Annotated in this window: 14 protein-coding genes, 1 tRNA gene and 2 pseudogenes (1 of these 17 running past the window's edge); 14 read left to right on the top strand and 3 right to left on the bottom strand. The window is 56.4% G+C overall.

Going from position 1 to position 15,092, the window contains the following annotated elements; genetic code table 11:
• The 12 genes and pseudogenes from polA to H5U02_05610 all read left to right on the top strand — a co-directional run.
• A pseudogene (gene polA, locus H5U02_05665) lies at positions 1-2,143 on the top strand (DNA polymerase I); it begins 529 nt to the left of the window's first position.
• Positions 2,144-2,148: 5 nt separating this feature from the next.
• Positions 2,149-3,021, top strand: coding sequence for a bifunctional DNA-formamidopyrimidine glycosylase/DNA-(apurinic or apyrimidinic site) lyase (mutM, locus tag H5U02_05660; protein ID MBC7341918.1), 873 nt, complete (start codon positions 2,149-2,151; stop codon positions 3,019-3,021).
• A gap of 212 nt (positions 3,022-3,233) precedes the next feature.
• Positions 3,234-3,920 (top strand): manganese efflux pump, encoded by a 687-nt coding sequence (locus H5U02_05655; GenBank protein MBC7341917.1) that lies wholly within the window; start codon positions 3,234-3,236, stop codon positions 3,918-3,920.
• Positions 3,921-3,932: 12 nt separating this feature from the next.
• Positions 3,933-4,541, top strand: coding sequence for a dephospho-CoA kinase (locus H5U02_05650; protein ID MBC7341916.1), 609 nt, complete (start codon positions 3,933-3,935; stop codon positions 4,539-4,541).
• A 357-nt stretch (positions 4,542-4,898) separates the two neighbouring features.
• Positions 4,899-5,429 carry a lytic transglycosylase domain-containing protein gene (locus H5U02_05645; GenBank protein MBC7341915.1) on the top strand — a complete coding sequence of 177 codons (531 nt, stop codon included), beginning with the start codon at positions 4,899-4,901 and terminating at the stop codon, positions 5,427-5,429.
• 168 nt (positions 5,430-5,597) lie between these two features.
• Positions 5,598-6,647: a nicotinate phosphoribosyltransferase gene (locus H5U02_05640; protein ID MBC7341914.1), complete on the top strand. Its 1,050-nt coding sequence runs from the start codon at positions 5,598-5,600 to the stop codon at positions 6,645-6,647.
• A gap of 383 nt (positions 6,648-7,030) precedes the next feature.
• Positions 7,031-8,803, top strand: coding sequence for an ABC transporter substrate-binding protein (locus H5U02_05635; protein MBC7341913.1), 1,773 nt, complete (start codon positions 7,031-7,033; stop codon positions 8,801-8,803).
• A gap of 388 nt (positions 8,804-9,191) precedes the next feature.
• Positions 9,192-9,264, top strand: a tRNA-Cys gene (locus tag H5U02_05630).
• Between the two features lie 192 nt (positions 9,265-9,456).
• Complete coding sequence (locus H5U02_05625; GenBank protein MBC7341912.1) at positions 9,457-9,906, top strand: hypothetical protein; 450 nt, start codon at positions 9,457-9,459, stop codon at positions 9,904-9,906.
• Positions 9,907-9,947: 41 nt separating this feature from the next.
• Positions 9,948-10,211 (top strand): AbrB/MazE/SpoVT family DNA-binding domain-containing protein, encoded by a 264-nt coding sequence (locus H5U02_05620; GenBank protein ID MBC7341911.1) that lies wholly within the window; start codon positions 9,948-9,950, stop codon positions 10,209-10,211.
• Complete coding sequence (locus H5U02_05615) at positions 10,204-10,524, top strand: type II toxin-antitoxin system RelE/ParE family toxin (protein MBC7341910.1); 321 nt, start codon at positions 10,204-10,206, stop codon at positions 10,522-10,524. Before H5U02_05620 ends, H5U02_05615 begins: the two co-directional genes overlap by 8 nt.
• A gap of 397 nt (positions 10,525-10,921) precedes the next feature.
• A pseudogene (locus H5U02_05610) lies at positions 10,922-11,943 on the top strand (aminotransferase class V-fold PLP-dependent enzyme).
• Positions 11,944-12,021: 78 nt separating this feature from the next.
• On the opposite strand, the gene H5U02_05605 reads toward H5U02_05610, so the two are convergent.
• The 3 genes from H5U02_05605 to H5U02_05595 all read right to left on the bottom strand — a co-directional run bounded on the left by H5U02_05605 (position 12,022) and on the right by H5U02_05595 (position 13,537).
• Positions 12,022-12,438, bottom strand: a complete 417-nt coding sequence (locus H5U02_05605) for a permease (GenBank protein ID MBC7341909.1) — start codon at positions 12,436-12,438, stop codon at positions 12,022-12,024.
• Between the two features lie 121 nt (positions 12,439-12,559).
• On the bottom strand, positions 12,560-13,045 hold the full coding sequence (locus tag H5U02_05600; GenBank protein ID MBC7341908.1) for a permease: 486 nt from the start codon (positions 13,043-13,045) through the stop codon (positions 12,560-12,562).
• Between the two features lie 81 nt (positions 13,046-13,126).
• The gene (locus H5U02_05595) at positions 13,127-13,537 is read right to left on the bottom strand and encodes a helix-turn-helix transcriptional regulator (GenBank protein MBC7341907.1); all 411 of its coding nucleotides are present in this window, start codon (positions 13,535-13,537) and stop codon (positions 13,127-13,129) included.
• A 96-nt stretch (positions 13,538-13,633) separates the two neighbouring features.
• On the opposite strand from H5U02_05595, the gene H5U02_05590 reads away from it, so the two are divergent.
• Both H5U02_05590 and H5U02_05585 read left to right on the top strand, forming a co-directional pair.
• Positions 13,634-14,194: a hypothetical protein gene (locus H5U02_05590; GenBank protein ID MBC7341906.1), complete on the top strand. Its 561-nt coding sequence runs from the start codon at positions 13,634-13,636 to the stop codon at positions 14,192-14,194.
• A 175-nt stretch (positions 14,195-14,369) separates the two neighbouring features.
• Positions 14,370-14,966: a transposase gene (locus H5U02_05585; protein ID MBC7341905.1), complete on the top strand. Its 597-nt coding sequence runs from the start codon at positions 14,370-14,372 to the stop codon at positions 14,964-14,966.
• Positions 14,967-15,092: the final 126 nt, after the last annotated feature.

Raw genomic sequence — 15,092 nt, 5'->3', positions numbered from 1 at the left:
TGGGGATGTTAGCGACAACATCCCCGGGGTCCCGGGCATCGGAGAGAAAACTGCCCTCAAGCTCATTCAAACCTACGGCAGCTTGGATGGGGTATTGAGGCACCTAGCCCTGGTACCGGCTCGGGTGCGGGCGGCCCTGGAGCGCTATCGGGATTTGGCCTATATGAGTCGAGGGCTGGCCACCATCGCTTGCGATGCCCCCATTACCATCGACCTGGACGTTTGCCGCTACCAGGGACCCGATTACTCGAAGCTCCTGGAGGTTTTCAGGCAGCTGGAGTTTCGTACTTTGATCAAAGCAGTGCTGAAAAAAATGCAGGATGGGGCGGTGGCTCCGGCCGATGGTGAAGTATCTGAGCCGGAAACCGGAGCAGTGCTTTCCACGGCCAAGACGGAGCGCCACCTGGACCGGGTTCAGGATGAGGGTGAGCTCAAGCGCTGGCTATGGCAGGCCTTGAAGGGTGAGCGCAACCTGGGGTTCAGCTTGATCTGGGAGGGCCAAAGTTATCGGCGGGCCCGGATTGTCGCCCTTGGGTTTACCAGCCATCTGGGTACCATTGGGGTCAATGCCAGCGACTTTCCCAACTTGCCTCAGGTATTGAGGGAGGTTTTTGAGGTGCTGAGGCCAGCCCGGCTCTTGGCCCATGATGCCAAAGCTCACGAGGTCTGCCTGGCCCAAGCTGGAGTTGGGGAAATAAAAATGAGCGGAGATACCATGTTGGCCGCTTACCTTTTGGATCCCACTAAGACGGAATATGATCTCTCCCAGCTGGTATTGGAGCACCTGGATGAAGCCTTTACTGAGCCGGAACTGCCTTGGCAGCGGGCCGCCTTGCGCTCCAACTATATCTTGCGGTTGCACGAAGTCCTGGAGCAAAAGCTTAGATTGGCTGATATGGATCAGCTGTACCAGGAGGTGGAGCTTCCCCTCACCTGGGTGCTGGGCCGGATGGAGATGGAAGGGGTAAGGGTGGACCGGGAGGGGCTAAAGGTCATGGGCGAAGCCCTGGCGGTGGATTTAGAGGCCTTAAGCCGCCAGATCTATGAGCTGGCTGGAACCGAGTTCAATATCAATTCCCCCAAGCAGCTGGGGCAGGTATTATTCGAAAAGCTGAAGCTCCCGGCGGGAAAGCGGACTAAGACTAGGTATTCCACCAGCGCCGAAGTCTTGGAGGAGCTGGCTCACGAGCACGAGATTGCCGCTAAGATCATCGAGTACCGCCAGCTGGCCAAGCTGAAATCCACCTACGTGGATGGCCTGTATCCGCTCATTGATCCTCAAACCGGGAAGCTCTACACCACCTTTAACCAGGCGGTTACGGCCACCGGGCGCCTGAGCAGTACCGAGCCCAACCTGCAAAACATACCGGTACGGCTGGAAGTAGGCCGGAAAATTCGCCAGGTCTTTGTCCCTCGGGCCGAAGATTGGGTCATCTTGACGGCTGACTACTCCCAGATTGAGCTCAGGGTGCTGGCCCACATTTCTGGGGACGAAAACTTACGGGCTGCCTTTTTTGAAGGCCAGGATATCCATACCCGTACCGCTTCTGAGGTATTTGGAGTGCCGTTTGACCAGGTCACCCCGGAAATGCGGCGCCGGGCCAAAGCGGTTAACTTCGGGATCGTCTACGGGATTAGCGACTTCGGCTTGGCCCGGGACCTGGGGATTTCCCGGGAGGAAGCCAAAGAATATATCGACCGTTATTTTGCCCGCTACCCCCGGGTAGCCGAATACATCCAGCAGATCATTGCCCGGGCCCGAGAGGTGGGTTACGTTACTACTCTGCTCAACCGCCGCCGCTACCTCACTGACCTTTACAGCGCCAACCGGGCCGTGCGCAGCTTTGGTGAGCGCACCGCCATGAATACCCCCATTCAGGGGAGCGCAGCTGATATCATTAAGCTGGCCATGTTGCGGGTGGACCGGCTGCTCCGGGAGAGGCAACTGGAAGCGGCTATGATCCTGCAGGTGCATGACGAGCTGATCTTCGATGTGCCGAAAAAGGAGCTCAAAGCGGTAGCCAAGATGGCCAAAGCGGCCATGGAAGGGGCGGTGGAGCTTGAGGTGCCGCTAAAAGTGGAACTCAAGTACGGGCCCAACTGGTATCAGCTGAACGAGCTTACCGACGAGGAGCTTGATTAGAGATTATGCCGGAATTGCCTGAGGTGGAAACCATAAAGAGGACACTGGCCCCACACATTTGCGGGAAAGCCTTTGGGCGGGTTCAGTCGATTACGCCTAGTTTGCTGCGGGGGGCCTCGGCCGAGGAACTTGCCGAGGATCTGCCGGGGCGGGTCATTGCCAAGCTGGGGAGGCGGGGGAAGTACCTGCTCCTGTACTTGACTTACGACAAGCTGCTGGTGTTTCATTTGGGCATGAGCGGGAGGATTACCTATTGGCCGGGGTTGAATTCAGCCCCGATTGAGCCTCACACTCACTTTTGGGCTCAATTGGTGAGTGCGGGTGCCGACCATGGTGATTCCCAAGCCGGACCCCAGGGGGAATTACGGCTGGTGGACCCGCGGCGGTTTGGCAAGATCTACTATGGAGACGAAACAACGCTAATAGGCAAACTGGAGGCCAAGCTGGGCTGGGAACCATTTGACCCCCGGCTTACCGCTGAAGCCCTAGGAGCTAAGCTCAAGAACGGCCGGCGACCCATAAAGACTGCCCTTTTGGACCAGGGCCTGATTGCCGGGGTAGGCAATATCTATGCGGACGAAGCTTTGTTTGCTGCCGGCATCCATCCGACCCGGACAGCTGAATCTTTGGCTTTGGAGGAGATCGAGAACCTGCTGCAAAGCCTGCGACAGGTTTTGGTTTTGGGCATTGAGGATGGCGGGACTACCTTTCGGGATTACGTCAACGGCCGTGGGGAAAGGGGAAGTCATCAGGATCACTTATCGGTCTACGGCCGGGAAGGGGAAGCTTGTCCTCGGTGCCATGCGCCCATAACCCGAACCAAGATCGGCGGCCGCAGCAGCTTCTACTGCCCGCATTGCCAGGTACCTCCCAGCTAGGCGCTAGCGGCTAGCTCCTTGGGAGTAAGCCTACCGTCCAGCTCCCCAGCTAGGCGCTGCCAGCCAGCCACTGCTAACTAACCGCTTGGCCTGGCAAGCTCTTAGCTAACCGTTGCCCCCTAGATGTCGCTGCTGGCAAGACTTGCAAGCACGACCTCTCCCCTGGGCACATATAGTAGTTAGCGACGCTAATGGCTTTGGGGGGAGACGGGATGGAGCTAGGTACGGCGGTGATCATGGCTTTAGCGTTGAGCCTGGATGGGTTAACCACCGGGCTAGCTTATGGGTGGAGGCGAATACTGGTCCCTTGGTTCTCGCTTCTGGGGATGGGATTAGTTTCGACGGCAGTCATCGGGACATCCTTAGCCTTGGGCGGTGGAGCGGCCGGACTGTTGCCGGCTTGGTTGGCACCCCGGCTGGGCGGGCTAATCCTGGTGGGGGTGGGGATATGGGTGCTGGTACAGCAGCGCTCCCACTTGGGATCCCAGGCGGGTCCTGAGCGAGCGGCCACAGGCCTAGGTATTTCCTGGTTGGCTGAGGGTGCTGGCGAGTTTAAGCCCTGGCTGCAAGTTCGGATTGGCTTCCTGCGGATCGTCATCCAAGTACTCAGGTACCCTGACCGGGCTGATATGGACGCTTCTGGAGCCATCAGTTGGCCAGAGTCGTTGCTTTTGGGCCTAGCCCTTTCCTTGGACGCTTTTGGGGCCGGATTCGCGGCCGGCATTGCCGGGTTAGGCGGCTGGCCGCTTCTGGTCTTGGTGCCTGGGTTTCAGATGTTGATGGTGAGCCTGGGGCTGGCCTGGGGTCGAAGGCTAGGGCAAGCTAGGGGAGTTCCATGGCAGCAATATCTTCCTGGACTGATGCTCATCTTAATAGGCATAATCAGGTTTCAGACTTAGGCAGGTGGGTTTATGTTTATAATTGGACTGACTGGAGGCATTGCCAGCGGCAAGAGCACGGTGGCCGGCATGCTGAAAGACTTGGGTGCCGAGATCATTGATGCCGACGCCATTGCTCGCCAGGTGGTGGAGCCGGGCCGCCCTGCCCTGAAAAAGATTGCCGAAAAGCTGGGGGAAGAATTCATCAATCCTGATGGCACCTTGAACCGGGCAGCCCTAGGGGAATACATCTTTGCCAACCCGGAAGCACGCCGAACCCTGAATGCCATTACCCATCCCCGCATCATTGAAGAGGTGGCTACTCGCCTGCGGCAGATTGCCGACCGCGACTCCCTGGCCGTGGCGGTGATCGATGCTCCCTTGCTGCTGGAGGTAGGCATGGCTTCGGTGGTAGATGAGGTGTGGGTGACCTATGTGCCGGAAGAAACCCAAATCAAGCGATTAATGGAGCGGGATGGCTTAACTTTAGAACAAGCCCAGGCGCGGCTCAAGGCGCAAATGCCCATTGACGAAAAGCTAAAGGCAGCCGACCGGGTCATCAATACTGCCTGCTCTCTCGAGGCCACCAGGGAGCAGGTTTTAGCCTTGTGGAAGCAGATTCCCGGAGCCAACCGGGGCTAGGTTTTGGCCTAGGTTTGGCGATGCCAGGTGCCATAGCGGGAAACGTCCAAGGTCACTTCAGCTAGGTTTCGGCTTAGGTTTCTGCCATGCTCGTGTTCCTGCTGGGCGCCGTTTTGGTTTTCCACCGGCCCTGCCCCTGTTTCTTTTCGCTTGGTTTGGATGGGTTGTGCTCCCGGGTACGGCGGTTATAACCAATAATTTTCTTGGACGAGCCCTGGCATTTCCAACTTGGCATGATCAGGTTGTATATATTCCCTTAGCGTAATATGGTTAGAACTGGATAGATTATAAACTGCAAAGTAACCCCATAGGAGGTTGCTGATGGGAAAAAAGCGACGGCGTCCGGCTTCCAGGTGGATGCCTTTGGTTTGGTTAGGTGTTTTGATAGGGCTATGGTTGCTTTTCACGCCGTGGATTTGGCGGACTATATATCCCTTCCCCCACAAGGAGACCATTTACTATTATGCCCGGGCTTATAACCTCGACCCCCAGCTGGTGGCGGCGGTGGTGAGGGTGGAGAGCGGCTTTAACCCTAAGGCCACTTCCCCCCGGGGAGCCGTAGGACTGATGCAGGTGATGCCGGAGACGGCTCGCTGGGTGTCCAGGCAAGCAGGGTTGCCCTTTGAGCCCAAACAGCTCTATGATCCCGTGTACAACATCCAGGTAGGCACTTGGTATCTAGCCTACCTGCACCAGGAGTTTGATGGTAACTTGGCCATGGTCCTGGCTGCTTACAATGGCGGGAGCGCCAAGGTGAAGGAATGGGTGGCTACTCAGCGTTGGGACGGGAGCTTGAGGAATATAGACCGCATTCCCTTCGCTGAAACCAGGGATTTCGTAAGGAAAGTGCTGCGGGACTACCAATTTTACCGCTGGATCTATGTATAGCCGGCCCCGAAGAACCTCTGCCGCCTCCCCATCCAGCTTTAGTGCTGGCCGGCTATTTTGCCGACCGAGGCGAACTAGGGACTTTAGTGGTGCCGAAGCAGGTTTTGAGGGAAAGATAACGAATAAGCTATGATAATTTAAATCTTTTCTGCCCGGAGGGTGGCCGAATTGGCAGAGCGGGAGAACAAGGAAATAGCAACTTTGGCGCAGGTGGAGGCGCTTAAGGCCGATTCGGGGTCGCGGTTTTTTTCGGCAACTCATGAGGAAATAGCCAGCGGCGCTACTACTGACCTATACTTTGTGCGCACTTATGAGATTCTGCGTGGATTGGGGCTTCTCGATACCCCGGTGGTGGCCGAGGTCTTTGCCCGCCGGAACGGCGTAATGGCGGGGATTCCGGAGGTGCTTTGGCTTTTGCGGGACAAAGACGTGGCCATTTGGGCGGTTCCTGAGGGAGAAGAGTTTGCCACCAAGGAAGTGGTGCTTCGCATCGAAGGCAAATACGGCGATTTTGGCCTCTTTGAAACCCCCATCTTGGGGTTTCTGGCCCATGCCAGCGGATGGGCTACCGCGGCCCGAGAGGCTAAACGGGCGGCCGGGGAGGCCAAGGTTTATTGCTTTGGTGCCCGGCACGTACACCCGGCCGTGGCGCCGGTAATGGAGCGGGCTGCCATCGTGGGTGGGGCCGACGGGGCTGCCTGCGTCTTGGCCGCCAAGCTAGCCGGCCAGCGGCCGGTGGGAACCGTCCCGCATACGGTAATGATAATAGTGGGGGATACGGTGGAGGCGGCCCTTGCCTATGACCGGTTTATGCCTCCGGAGGCCCCTCGGACCATACTCATAGATACCTTTAAGGATGAAGCTGAGGAAGCCTTACGGGTGGCTGAGGCCTTGGGGCCCAGGCTACAGGGAGTGAGGCTGGATACCCCGGGGGAGCGGGGTGGGGTCACCGCTGATTTGGTGCGGGAGGTGCGCGCTCGCCTGGATATGGCCGGCTACCAGCATGTGCAGATCATGGTTTCGGGAGGGTTGACTCCGGAACGAATCGCTGCCTTGCGGGAAGCGGGAGCGGTGGCTTTTGGGGTAGGAAGTTACATCTCTTCGGCGCCGCCCATCGACATGACCATGGACTTAAAAGAAGTGACCGGCAAGCCCATTGCCAAGCGGGGCCGCATACCGGGAATTACCCCCAATCCCCACTTGGTAAAAATTAAGTAGGCGAGCCGGCTGAGCCGCGGTTTATGGTGCATCCGAAAGAAGCATGAAAATGCCGAGGATGCTGGCGCAAGGCGACTTTGGGCGAGCCTCGCGAGACGTCGGCGAGACCGAGCCCGGAGGCGGGGCCGAGGACAGGACGTCCGAGGCTGGCCTCTTGAGACAGGAGGTCGAATTGGCCGGGAACCCCGCCGAAGGGTGAGGGGGAGCCATACGGATCGCTGGCGAGCCCATGCGGAGCCGGCGCCAGCGCTCCGGCATGGGAAATGTTTCGGAAGCATCCGGTTTATAATGGAGAGGGGCCCATGCGATGCTCTAGTTGCTTCCAAGCTGAGTGCTAGCTCGCATGACCCCAAACTAGTGACAAAGAGAGGTTTTGCGGCAAGGTGCTAACCAGGGCAGGCAAAGCGCCACTGGCGGTGATTGTGCTCCTTCTGGTATTGAGCGCAGGAGCTTTAGGAGGCTGCCAGGCTAGTTCTCAGAGCTCATCGATGCCATCTCCAGCCTCTGAATCCCAAGGCCAAGGCTTGCGGGTAGTGCGCTGGCTGGTATCCCAAGAGCCTCCTACTCTGGACCCGGCCCAGATCCAAGATCAGGTAGGCTACCAGATAGCCGGTCTGGTGTTTGATACTTTAGTTGGCTACGATGCGGCCAACCAAAAAGTGGTGGCCAGGCTGGCGGATCGGTGGACAGCTTCAGCCGATGGCAAAGTCTATACCTTCCACCTTCGCCAAGGAGTCCACTTTCATAACGGCCGGGAGCTGAAGGCGGAGGATGTCAAGTACAGCTGGGAAAGGATCCTGGCCAATCCCCAAAAATTCCCTGCCGGGCAGCTGTTGGCGGGGTTGACCGGCGCGAGCGGGGGCAAGCGCAGGTCCGCCAGCGCCCCAGGGGCAGTAGCCGGGATTTCCGTCAACGGCGATTATGATTTGACCGTAACCTTAAGCCAGCCCGACCCCAACTTTCTTATCAAGCTAGCTGATCCGGGACTTGGCATCGTAGCCCGGGAGGCGGTGGAAGCAGCTCAGGCCAGCGGAGCCATTTTTGGATCTCCAGGCAGCTACTTTGCTCCGGCGGCCATCCCCATCGGCACTGGGCCGTTTCGGGTGGCCGAATGGATTGGAGGAAAGGAAATCAACCTGGGGGCCAATCCCGACTACTTTGGCGGGGCACCGGGTATTGACCGGCTGGAAATACGCGTGGGGCTCTCCAGCGAAGACGCTTGGTTGAGCTGGCGAGCCGGACAAATAGATGTAGTCCAGGACGCGCCAGCCAAGTTTCGGAGCCAAGCAGCTGCCTCCGGGAGGACGGTGCAGTTTTACCCTACTAGGGCGGTGACCCAGTTATTCATTGGCAAGCGTAAGCTCTTAGACGACTTGGCGGTGCGGATAGCACTCCTAAGCAGCATTGATCGGCAAGCCTTGGCGGCAAAAACCCAGGGGGCGGCGGAGCCGGAGACGCATTTAATTCCTTGGGCTAGCCTTGGATTGCCGGCGCCAGCGCTGCTGCCGGCACCGGCGCCGGCCCAGCCGTCTGGTGGGTCTGGACAGCCGGGTGCCGGCTCGGGGTCGGGAGCGGGGTCGGGGCAGCAGCCGGGCAAGGGTTTTAACCAACACTCAGGCCAAGTCCTTCAGCCTAGTACTGCTCAGCCACAGCCGCCCGGGACAACTTCCCCGCCGAGCGGAGGGGCACCGTCCGCCTCGCCCGGTCCTTCCAGCCTAAAAGATCTCCTGGCCGCTAAAGGGTATATCAAGCCTACCCTGACTTTAGCTTGGCGGGAGGGGCGGGATGAAGATCTAGCCAATGAACTGGCCCGGCAATGGCAGGCCCAAGGGGTGCAGATCAAGCTGGTGCCGATACCTCCTCGGCAATGGCAACAAGCATTGGCGAGTCAGAAGTATGATCTTTACTTGGTGCCCAGCGCGCCTATCTATCCCCAGCCCGAGGCTTACCTAAATGGGGGCGCGGCCAACTTTATTCCTGCCTCGGCAAGTTTGTTGGATCCCGTGGCTAAGGAACAATGGCTCGGGCAGCAGGGGCTGGGTACCGGGCTGGTGCTCTGGAAGAGCTCCATCGTAGCCCGGAAGGGCATCACCGGCCTAAAAGTAGATGGGGTTGGCCGCCTCCACTGGGAAAAGGTGGGAATCGCGGCTAGGTAGGCAGGCCACCGCAGGACACGGGTTCCGCCGTTTCCTTTCCGGACGCCGATCGGCAGGGCTTGAGCCGGGTTATCTCCAGTTTGCGCTGGGCAGGCTTGCTTTGGCTTGAAAGCCGAGCGACTAAACCCGAGCGGCAGCCAAACTTAACGAGGCCGAAAGCGGAGGCGGACCCGAGGGCATGGATGCCCGAGGCCGGCAACTGAGACAGGAGGTCGAATTTGCCGGGAAGTCCGCCGGAGCTTGAGGACCGAGCGCTAGTTTGGCTCGCGAGGGTTTCTGGAGCGAGCGTAAGCCAAGGCAGGGTGAAAAGCCGGGATACGGCAGGGCCTGGGGTATTGATGGTCTGAACCAAGTGTGCTACAATACAGCCACCAAGGAGAAACGTATTGGTGCGGTGGCGAAGAGGCTAACGCTGCGGTCTGCAAAACCGCCATTCGCCGGTTCGAATCCGGCCCGCACCTCCGAAAAAAGCTAAGCCCCGCAATGGTTGCGGGGCTTTCCCTTCTCAGAGATATATTCTAGCTACCTATCTAGGTCCAACCAAGCTAACCAAACCAGGGAGCAGTTATGGGCTCCAATAAGGGTTGCACTTGTGGCTATTTTGAGCTGGCAGGCGCAAAAGCGTTTCCAATAGGGAAGCAAGAAGAATAGTCTTGGATATTTACGAGAGGTTCTTTGCGAGGGATGAGTGTCGGAAGATCATCCGTGAGATTGAAAGAGGCGGAGGAGAGCGATTTTGGAATTCTTTAAAGGACGGCAGATCCCGAGGTGAATTAGACGAAATCGATTTAGACGAGTACCTCGGATATTTCGAATTGCTAGGGGCGCTGGTGTGCCGGAAAGCAATCGACTTCAAAAACGTGTACGATCTTTTTGGCTACTGCATCGAGGCTGCCTGGAAACACCAAGCGATAAGGGAGTACATTGAAACAGTTTGCCGTGACAAGAAGGATCCCGATATATACGAACATTTTCAGCATGTTGCCAAACAGGTAACAGCTCATTCGCCTAGGAAAGGGATAGGCGGCTGGTGGAAGAGGTACGGCAAGTGTTGCAGAGGAGGAGAAGGTCCTGGTGGAAATTCTGGTGAAGGTGGGTTATAATAACTGATGGGTAGGACTTTCCCACAAAGGAGGTCAATGGGATGGCCAACACAAATGAAGTGGCCGTAAGGATAGACAATAAAGGCCGGGTCACCCTGCCCAAAAGCATAAGGCAGGCCCTGGGGCTGAAAACTGGCGACACTGTGTTCCTCAAATACGAGCCGAAGGATAACCAGGTGCGGCTGGCTCCGGCGGTAAGCCCCTTCGATATTCTGGCCGAACATGCCATCAGGGAGCACAAAGAGGGGTGCACCAAGACTGTAGAAGAATACGCCCGGGAGCACGGTATTCGCCTAAATGAGTAGCCACTTTGAACTGCGCTTAACCAGGAACGCGGAGAAGGACCTGCTTGGGCTGCGGGAGCTGACCGAGAAGGCCACCAAGGAACTTCTGATACTAAAGCAAGACCCGTATAAGGGGCACCTGCTAAAAGGCAGCCTGCGGGGGGCCAGGACCTTGGAATTCTCCCTCAAGGGAGTGGCCTACCGGGCGGCCTACATAGTGCTGGAGGAAGAACGGGTTTGCCTGGTGTTCATGGTAGGCCCCCATGAGGGGTTTTACCAAAGGGCAGAGCGTAGGGCGAAGGCCTTGCGGAAGCAGCAAACGCGGGACAGGTGAGCTGGCGGTGCGCTGGTAAGGCGACCTGGTGTGTCCTCTGAGCCAGTAGAATCGAAGGTAGCCAGATCGTCCGTTTTTGCCGCCTCGCATATTGTCATGAAGATGACCTTCTTCGGCTTCTCCAGCTACGCCATTGCCGCCGTGCGTGAAGGGCTCGAAGATAAGATCAAGGAGTGCACTAAGCACCCGCAAAAGGCGTGTCCCCCCGCACGAGACCTTGAAGCTGGTCAAGAATGAATGGAATTAAGGGGCGCCTGAAAAACCCGTTGGATCTTATGCGACATTTTTTTGGGCCTTAGCGGGCCCTTTTACACCACTTATGCGCAGTACCCAATACTCGACTCATAGCCCTGACCCATGCTTCCAACGTGACCGGAACTTTGCGGAGGTAAGCCGGATGGCCCGTAAAGCTGAGATTCCCGTTCTCCTCGATGTCGCTCAGACGGCAGGCGTTTATCCTCTGGACGTGGCTGAGCTGGGAATACATCTGCTTGCCTTCACCGGCCACAAGGGTCTCCTGGGCCCTCAAGGAACAGGTGGGCTTTATATAAGCCCGGAAATCGACCTCAAACCGCTCAAGGAAGGGGGAACAGGCAGTGAATCCCTGCTTGATACCAACCTGACACTATCCCTGACCGGTACGAAGCTGGAACCCTGAACGTGGTCGGCCTTGTTGGGTTGGGAGCAGCAGTAGCTCATATTATAGAGGTAGGAATAGAAAACATCCGCCAAAAGGAAAAGCTCCTAACCAAACAGTTGCTAGAGGGTCTGGCTTCTATTGCAGGGCTGAAGGTGTACGGGCCTTGCGACCCAGACAGGCAGGTGGGTGTAGTTTCCTTCAACTTCAAGAACATTGCCCCGGAAGAAGTGGCCTATGTCCTGGACGAGATGTACGGCATCATGGTCCGCGCCGGACTCGCCATGTTTCTAAATGAGATTACCGTGACCTTCATTGAGCCTTGTTGGGCAGATAGCGGCAAGGTACGCCTAAAGGCGCAACTATCAGCCAACATCGGTTTTCTCCTTCCTTATCTCAACGCCGTTCTACCCGGGGCCATTTACAGCCAAGGCTCCGACAACCTGACCCTGATGAAGGAAGGCTCTATCATCGTCTTATACCCCGACCGGCTGACTTTGGCCAAAGCCAGAAGCACTACTCACGCCTATCAAATACTTGACTGGGTACAGCAGGTTGTCAACCAAACCTATGCCCGGCAATCGGAAATTGAACCCAGTTACGAATTGTGGCGGCGCCCCAGCATACCCGATATTATCAAATCCTTGCCGCGGTCCAGTTACAATTGCCGGCAATGCGGGGAACCTACATGTTTAGCCTTCGCAGCCAAGGTATGGCTGGGAGAGCGCGCCCTGGAACAATGCCCGCCATTTTTACGCAGCCTCGGGCAGACGCACACTTAAGCTTCCTGCCAGGCCAGGCACCGGCCTCGATACCATTAAACATTGCTTCAGATTTCCTGTTAAGATTTTCTTTCCGGCTCAGGCTATGTTAGCCAGACAGTGCTTTTGGTAGATGGCTTCCTGCTCCGGGGAGGGAATCAGGCAGCTGGTCAGCCAAGCCATAATTATAACGCCCGGGATGTTGATGAGCATCCGGGTTACCGAGAACTGCGCCCCCAGGGCCGAAGTTTCAAATAGAAACATAGGAAGTTTGAGTGTCGACCACGAATACAACAAAACCATGACATTGGAGAACTTGGCCCCCTTCCTGAGCATGGTAGCCGCTACTGGGAAGGCGCCATAAAGAGGCCCGGCTGCAGCAGCGCCCAAGAAAAGGGAGAGCAAGATCCCCACTAGCCCGGACTCCTGCCCGAGGAAACGGATGATGGTTTCCCTAGGCACCCAGACTTCCAACAGTCCCAAGAGAATGAAAATAGGCGGTAAGACACTTAACATCTCCAAAAAGTTAGAACCGGTTTTCCGGAAAATAGTCAGCCCGGTGTCGGGTAAAGCGCCAGCACCACCAGGTCAAATAGCACTAACGCGATGAAATAGCGGTAAGTCTTCAGTACTTGTTTCAACCGATCACCACCCCCATAATAGCCGCCACCAAGAAGGAAAAGGCAAAGCTGAGGCTATTGCGGACAATAGTCTCTCTCTTGTTGAAAAACCGAATCTCCATGGGGGCGGTGACAAAACCTACCATCATCAATGTAGAGACAAAGGCCGCAATCTGGGGAACGCCAGCTCCGTAATCTAGTAAGGACTTCGCCAACGGAAAAGCAACAAAGCCGGGAATGAGGGTAATGGATCCAACCACCGACGCGAGCAGCATTCCTAGGAGGCCACTGCTCTGGCCCAGCACCGCCGAGATCATGCTCGGAGCAAGAAAGGTAAGCATGATTCCTATCAGGGCCAGAACCACGCTGAAGTCGGGAAGTATATTGGAGAAAGACTTCCAGGCCAGCCTCATGGCCTTCTTGGTCTTTTGCCTATCCCTAGCCAGCGAAAGCAACCAACATCCTGTGGCCAGGAAATACAAAGTTAGAGTAAAGACATCCATTCACTGTGCCACCTCTGGCTTATGGTCTTTTGGCCAACCACGCCCCGGCAAGCGGTCTGTGGCTGGCTAGCCCCTTCTCCCTTACGCGCCGCCTTTCTCTCCAGGGAAATATCGTTCGAAGGTCGCCAGGAACCCCTCCAGCGCCGCCTTGCGGTTGCGGATGCTGGCAGCCCAGGCTCGCAAGAAACTTTCTCCTTCCGGCGTCAGCGAGTAAACCTTGCGTGCTGGCCCGCCGCTGCCTGGTTCCAGCTGGGACGCTACCATGCCCTCTTCCTCCAAGCGACGTAGGTGGCGGTAGACTACCCCGGGATCAGGGACGGCCTCCAGGAAAGGGAGGTTACCCAGCTTTTCCATCAATTCGTAGCCGTGAGCCGGTTGCTCCCTTAGCAGCAGTAGCAAGCAGGGGACAATAAAGCCACCCATGCGGAGCCCAGGCCCGTGGCAATCACATTGGCTACCATGGCGGTAAAAATTTCCTCCAGGTCCACACATACTTGACCCTCCTTAGTAATGGATCCTAGTCACTAGTGATAGAATATCACTAGTGACTTATGGTTGTCAAGGGAAAATGCCCCTGGGGCATCCCCAGTGCTGTGGGGGACCCTGCAGAGCCGGCTGGTGGTGGAACTAAGGGTTCAGGGTATTTCCGACCTCAACCAGGCTAACGCCTTTTTGCCCGGCTTTATCGAGAGGTTTAATGCCCGCTTTCAAGTAGAGCCAGAAGACCCCGAGCCGGCCTATCTTGCTAGCCCGGATAAGGAGGCCTTAGAGGCCATCATCTGCGCAAAGGAAACCCGGGTGGCCACCGGGTCGGTTCTGTCTTATCAGGGAGAAACCTACTGCCTCACGGAGGAAGAAAAGATGCTCACCCTGCCTCAAAAGGCCAGGGTGGAAATCCTTCTCCACCTGGATGGGTCCATAGATGCCCAGTATAACCAAAAGAGGTATGAGCTTTCCCCCTTTAAAAGGCCCCCGAAAAGGCAGGAAATGGCTCCACCTAAGCCCAAAGGGCATAAGCCTAAACCTGACCACCCCTGGCGCCAATACGGGCTGCCTAAACGCCAATATGACCCGGTGGAAGACTACTTTAGAAAGCATGAGCGCCAGCACATCAATCCAGGGGGCTGGCGTCCACCTGAAGTGGGGTAGCTTTAGGCTACCCCTAACCATGGCAGGGTGACATTTTCTCAGTCCAGTTAATGTGGTTTAGGGTGACATTTTCACTGTCCCTTGACAGAATAATGTCTTATTATGGTTTATTTGCTTAATACAATTATGGCTTGTTTTTCAACAGCCCCTTAAAGGGGAGGTAATCAACGTTGAGGTGAAGGTCTCCATCAAAGGCAAAGTCAAGAAGACCGAGAAAGACGAGGCATTCGAGATCTGCCGTCCCACGTGCGGCACACCGAAGGTTAAAGAAACCTTCCGCCTGGTGGGAGTGCTCGATGAGGAAAGCAAGACGTATCATTTCTACCTCACCAACATCACGCCGGAACAGCTTTCAGCAGAGGATGTGGCGCTCCTTTACCGGGCGCGCTGGAGTATCGAACTGGTTTTCAAGGAACTAAAGCGCTTCTATCAGTTGGATGTGATCTCCAGTGGGGCACCTGCCGTGGTAGAATCTCTGGTTCTGGTGGCCATGCTGACCGTGGTTGTAAGCCACCGGCTGCTTAACCACATGCGGTTGCTGGCTCCGGAGAAAAGCGCTCGTTTTACTCCTTTGCGCTGGGCCGAGTCTTTTTACTCTATTGCGCCGGTTATAATGACTCGTGTACTCAAGTTTATCGGAATTGACGAAGATCCTCTCCTGCTCATAATTTACTTCATGGCTGAGGGCGTTGATCCCAATGTCAATAGAGAACGCCTGTTGTCACCCTGGGTAAAAGCAGTTAATTCCCAGGTATTAGATGGAAATAAGTAACATATCTGGTAAACCGATCACGCATGGTTTCTCCTGAGTTTGACACTTCACCTGGCTGAAACCCACACCATATCTAGAATCCTTGAACCAAAAACGCTCATTTTGCCACTACATTGCTTCCGGTAA

Source organism: Clostridia bacterium (genome assembly GCA_014360065.1).
In the GTDB taxonomy this organism is placed as follows: Bacteria; Bacillota; DSM-521; order Neomoorellales; family JACIYF01; genus JACIYF01.
The sequence above is the reverse complement of the archived record's forward strand: the minus strand, read 5'-3'. Positions and strand labels throughout refer to the sequence as shown.

What these genes read in the sequence shown, in the direction of transcription:
- mutM (MBC7341918.1), top strand. Translation starts at nt 2,149, where the DNA reads ATGCCGGAATTGCCTGAGGTGGAAACCATAAAGAGGACACTGGCCCCA.
- H5U02_05655 (MBC7341917.1), top strand. Translation starts at nt 3,234, where the DNA reads ATGGAGCTAGGTACGGCGGTGATCATGGCTTTAGCGTTGAGCCTGGAT.
- H5U02_05650 (MBC7341916.1), top strand. Translation starts at nt 3,933, where the DNA reads ATGTTTATAATTGGACTGACTGGAGGCATTGCCAGCGGCAAGAGCACG.
- H5U02_05645 (MBC7341915.1), top strand. Translation starts at nt 4,899, where the DNA reads ATGCCTTTGGTTTGGTTAGGTGTTTTGATAGGGCTATGGTTGCTTTTC.
- H5U02_05620 (MBC7341911.1), top strand. Translation starts at nt 9,948, where the DNA reads ATGGCCAACACAAATGAAGTGGCCGTAAGGATAGACAATAAAGGCCGG.
- H5U02_05615 (MBC7341910.1), top strand. Translation starts at nt 10,204, where the DNA reads ATGAGTAGCCACTTTGAACTGCGCTTAACCAGGAACGCGGAGAAGGAC.
- H5U02_05605 (MBC7341909.1), bottom strand. Translation starts at nt 12,438, where the DNA reads ATGTTAAGTGTCTTACCGCCTATTTTCATTCTCTTGGGACTGTTGGAA.
- H5U02_05600 (MBC7341908.1), bottom strand. Translation starts at nt 13,045, where the DNA reads ATGGATGTCTTTACTCTAACTTTGTATTTCCTGGCCACAGGATGTTGG.
- H5U02_05595 (MBC7341907.1), bottom strand. Translation starts at nt 13,537, where the DNA reads ATGTGTGGACCTGGAGGAAATTTTTACCGCCATGGTAGCCAATGTGAT.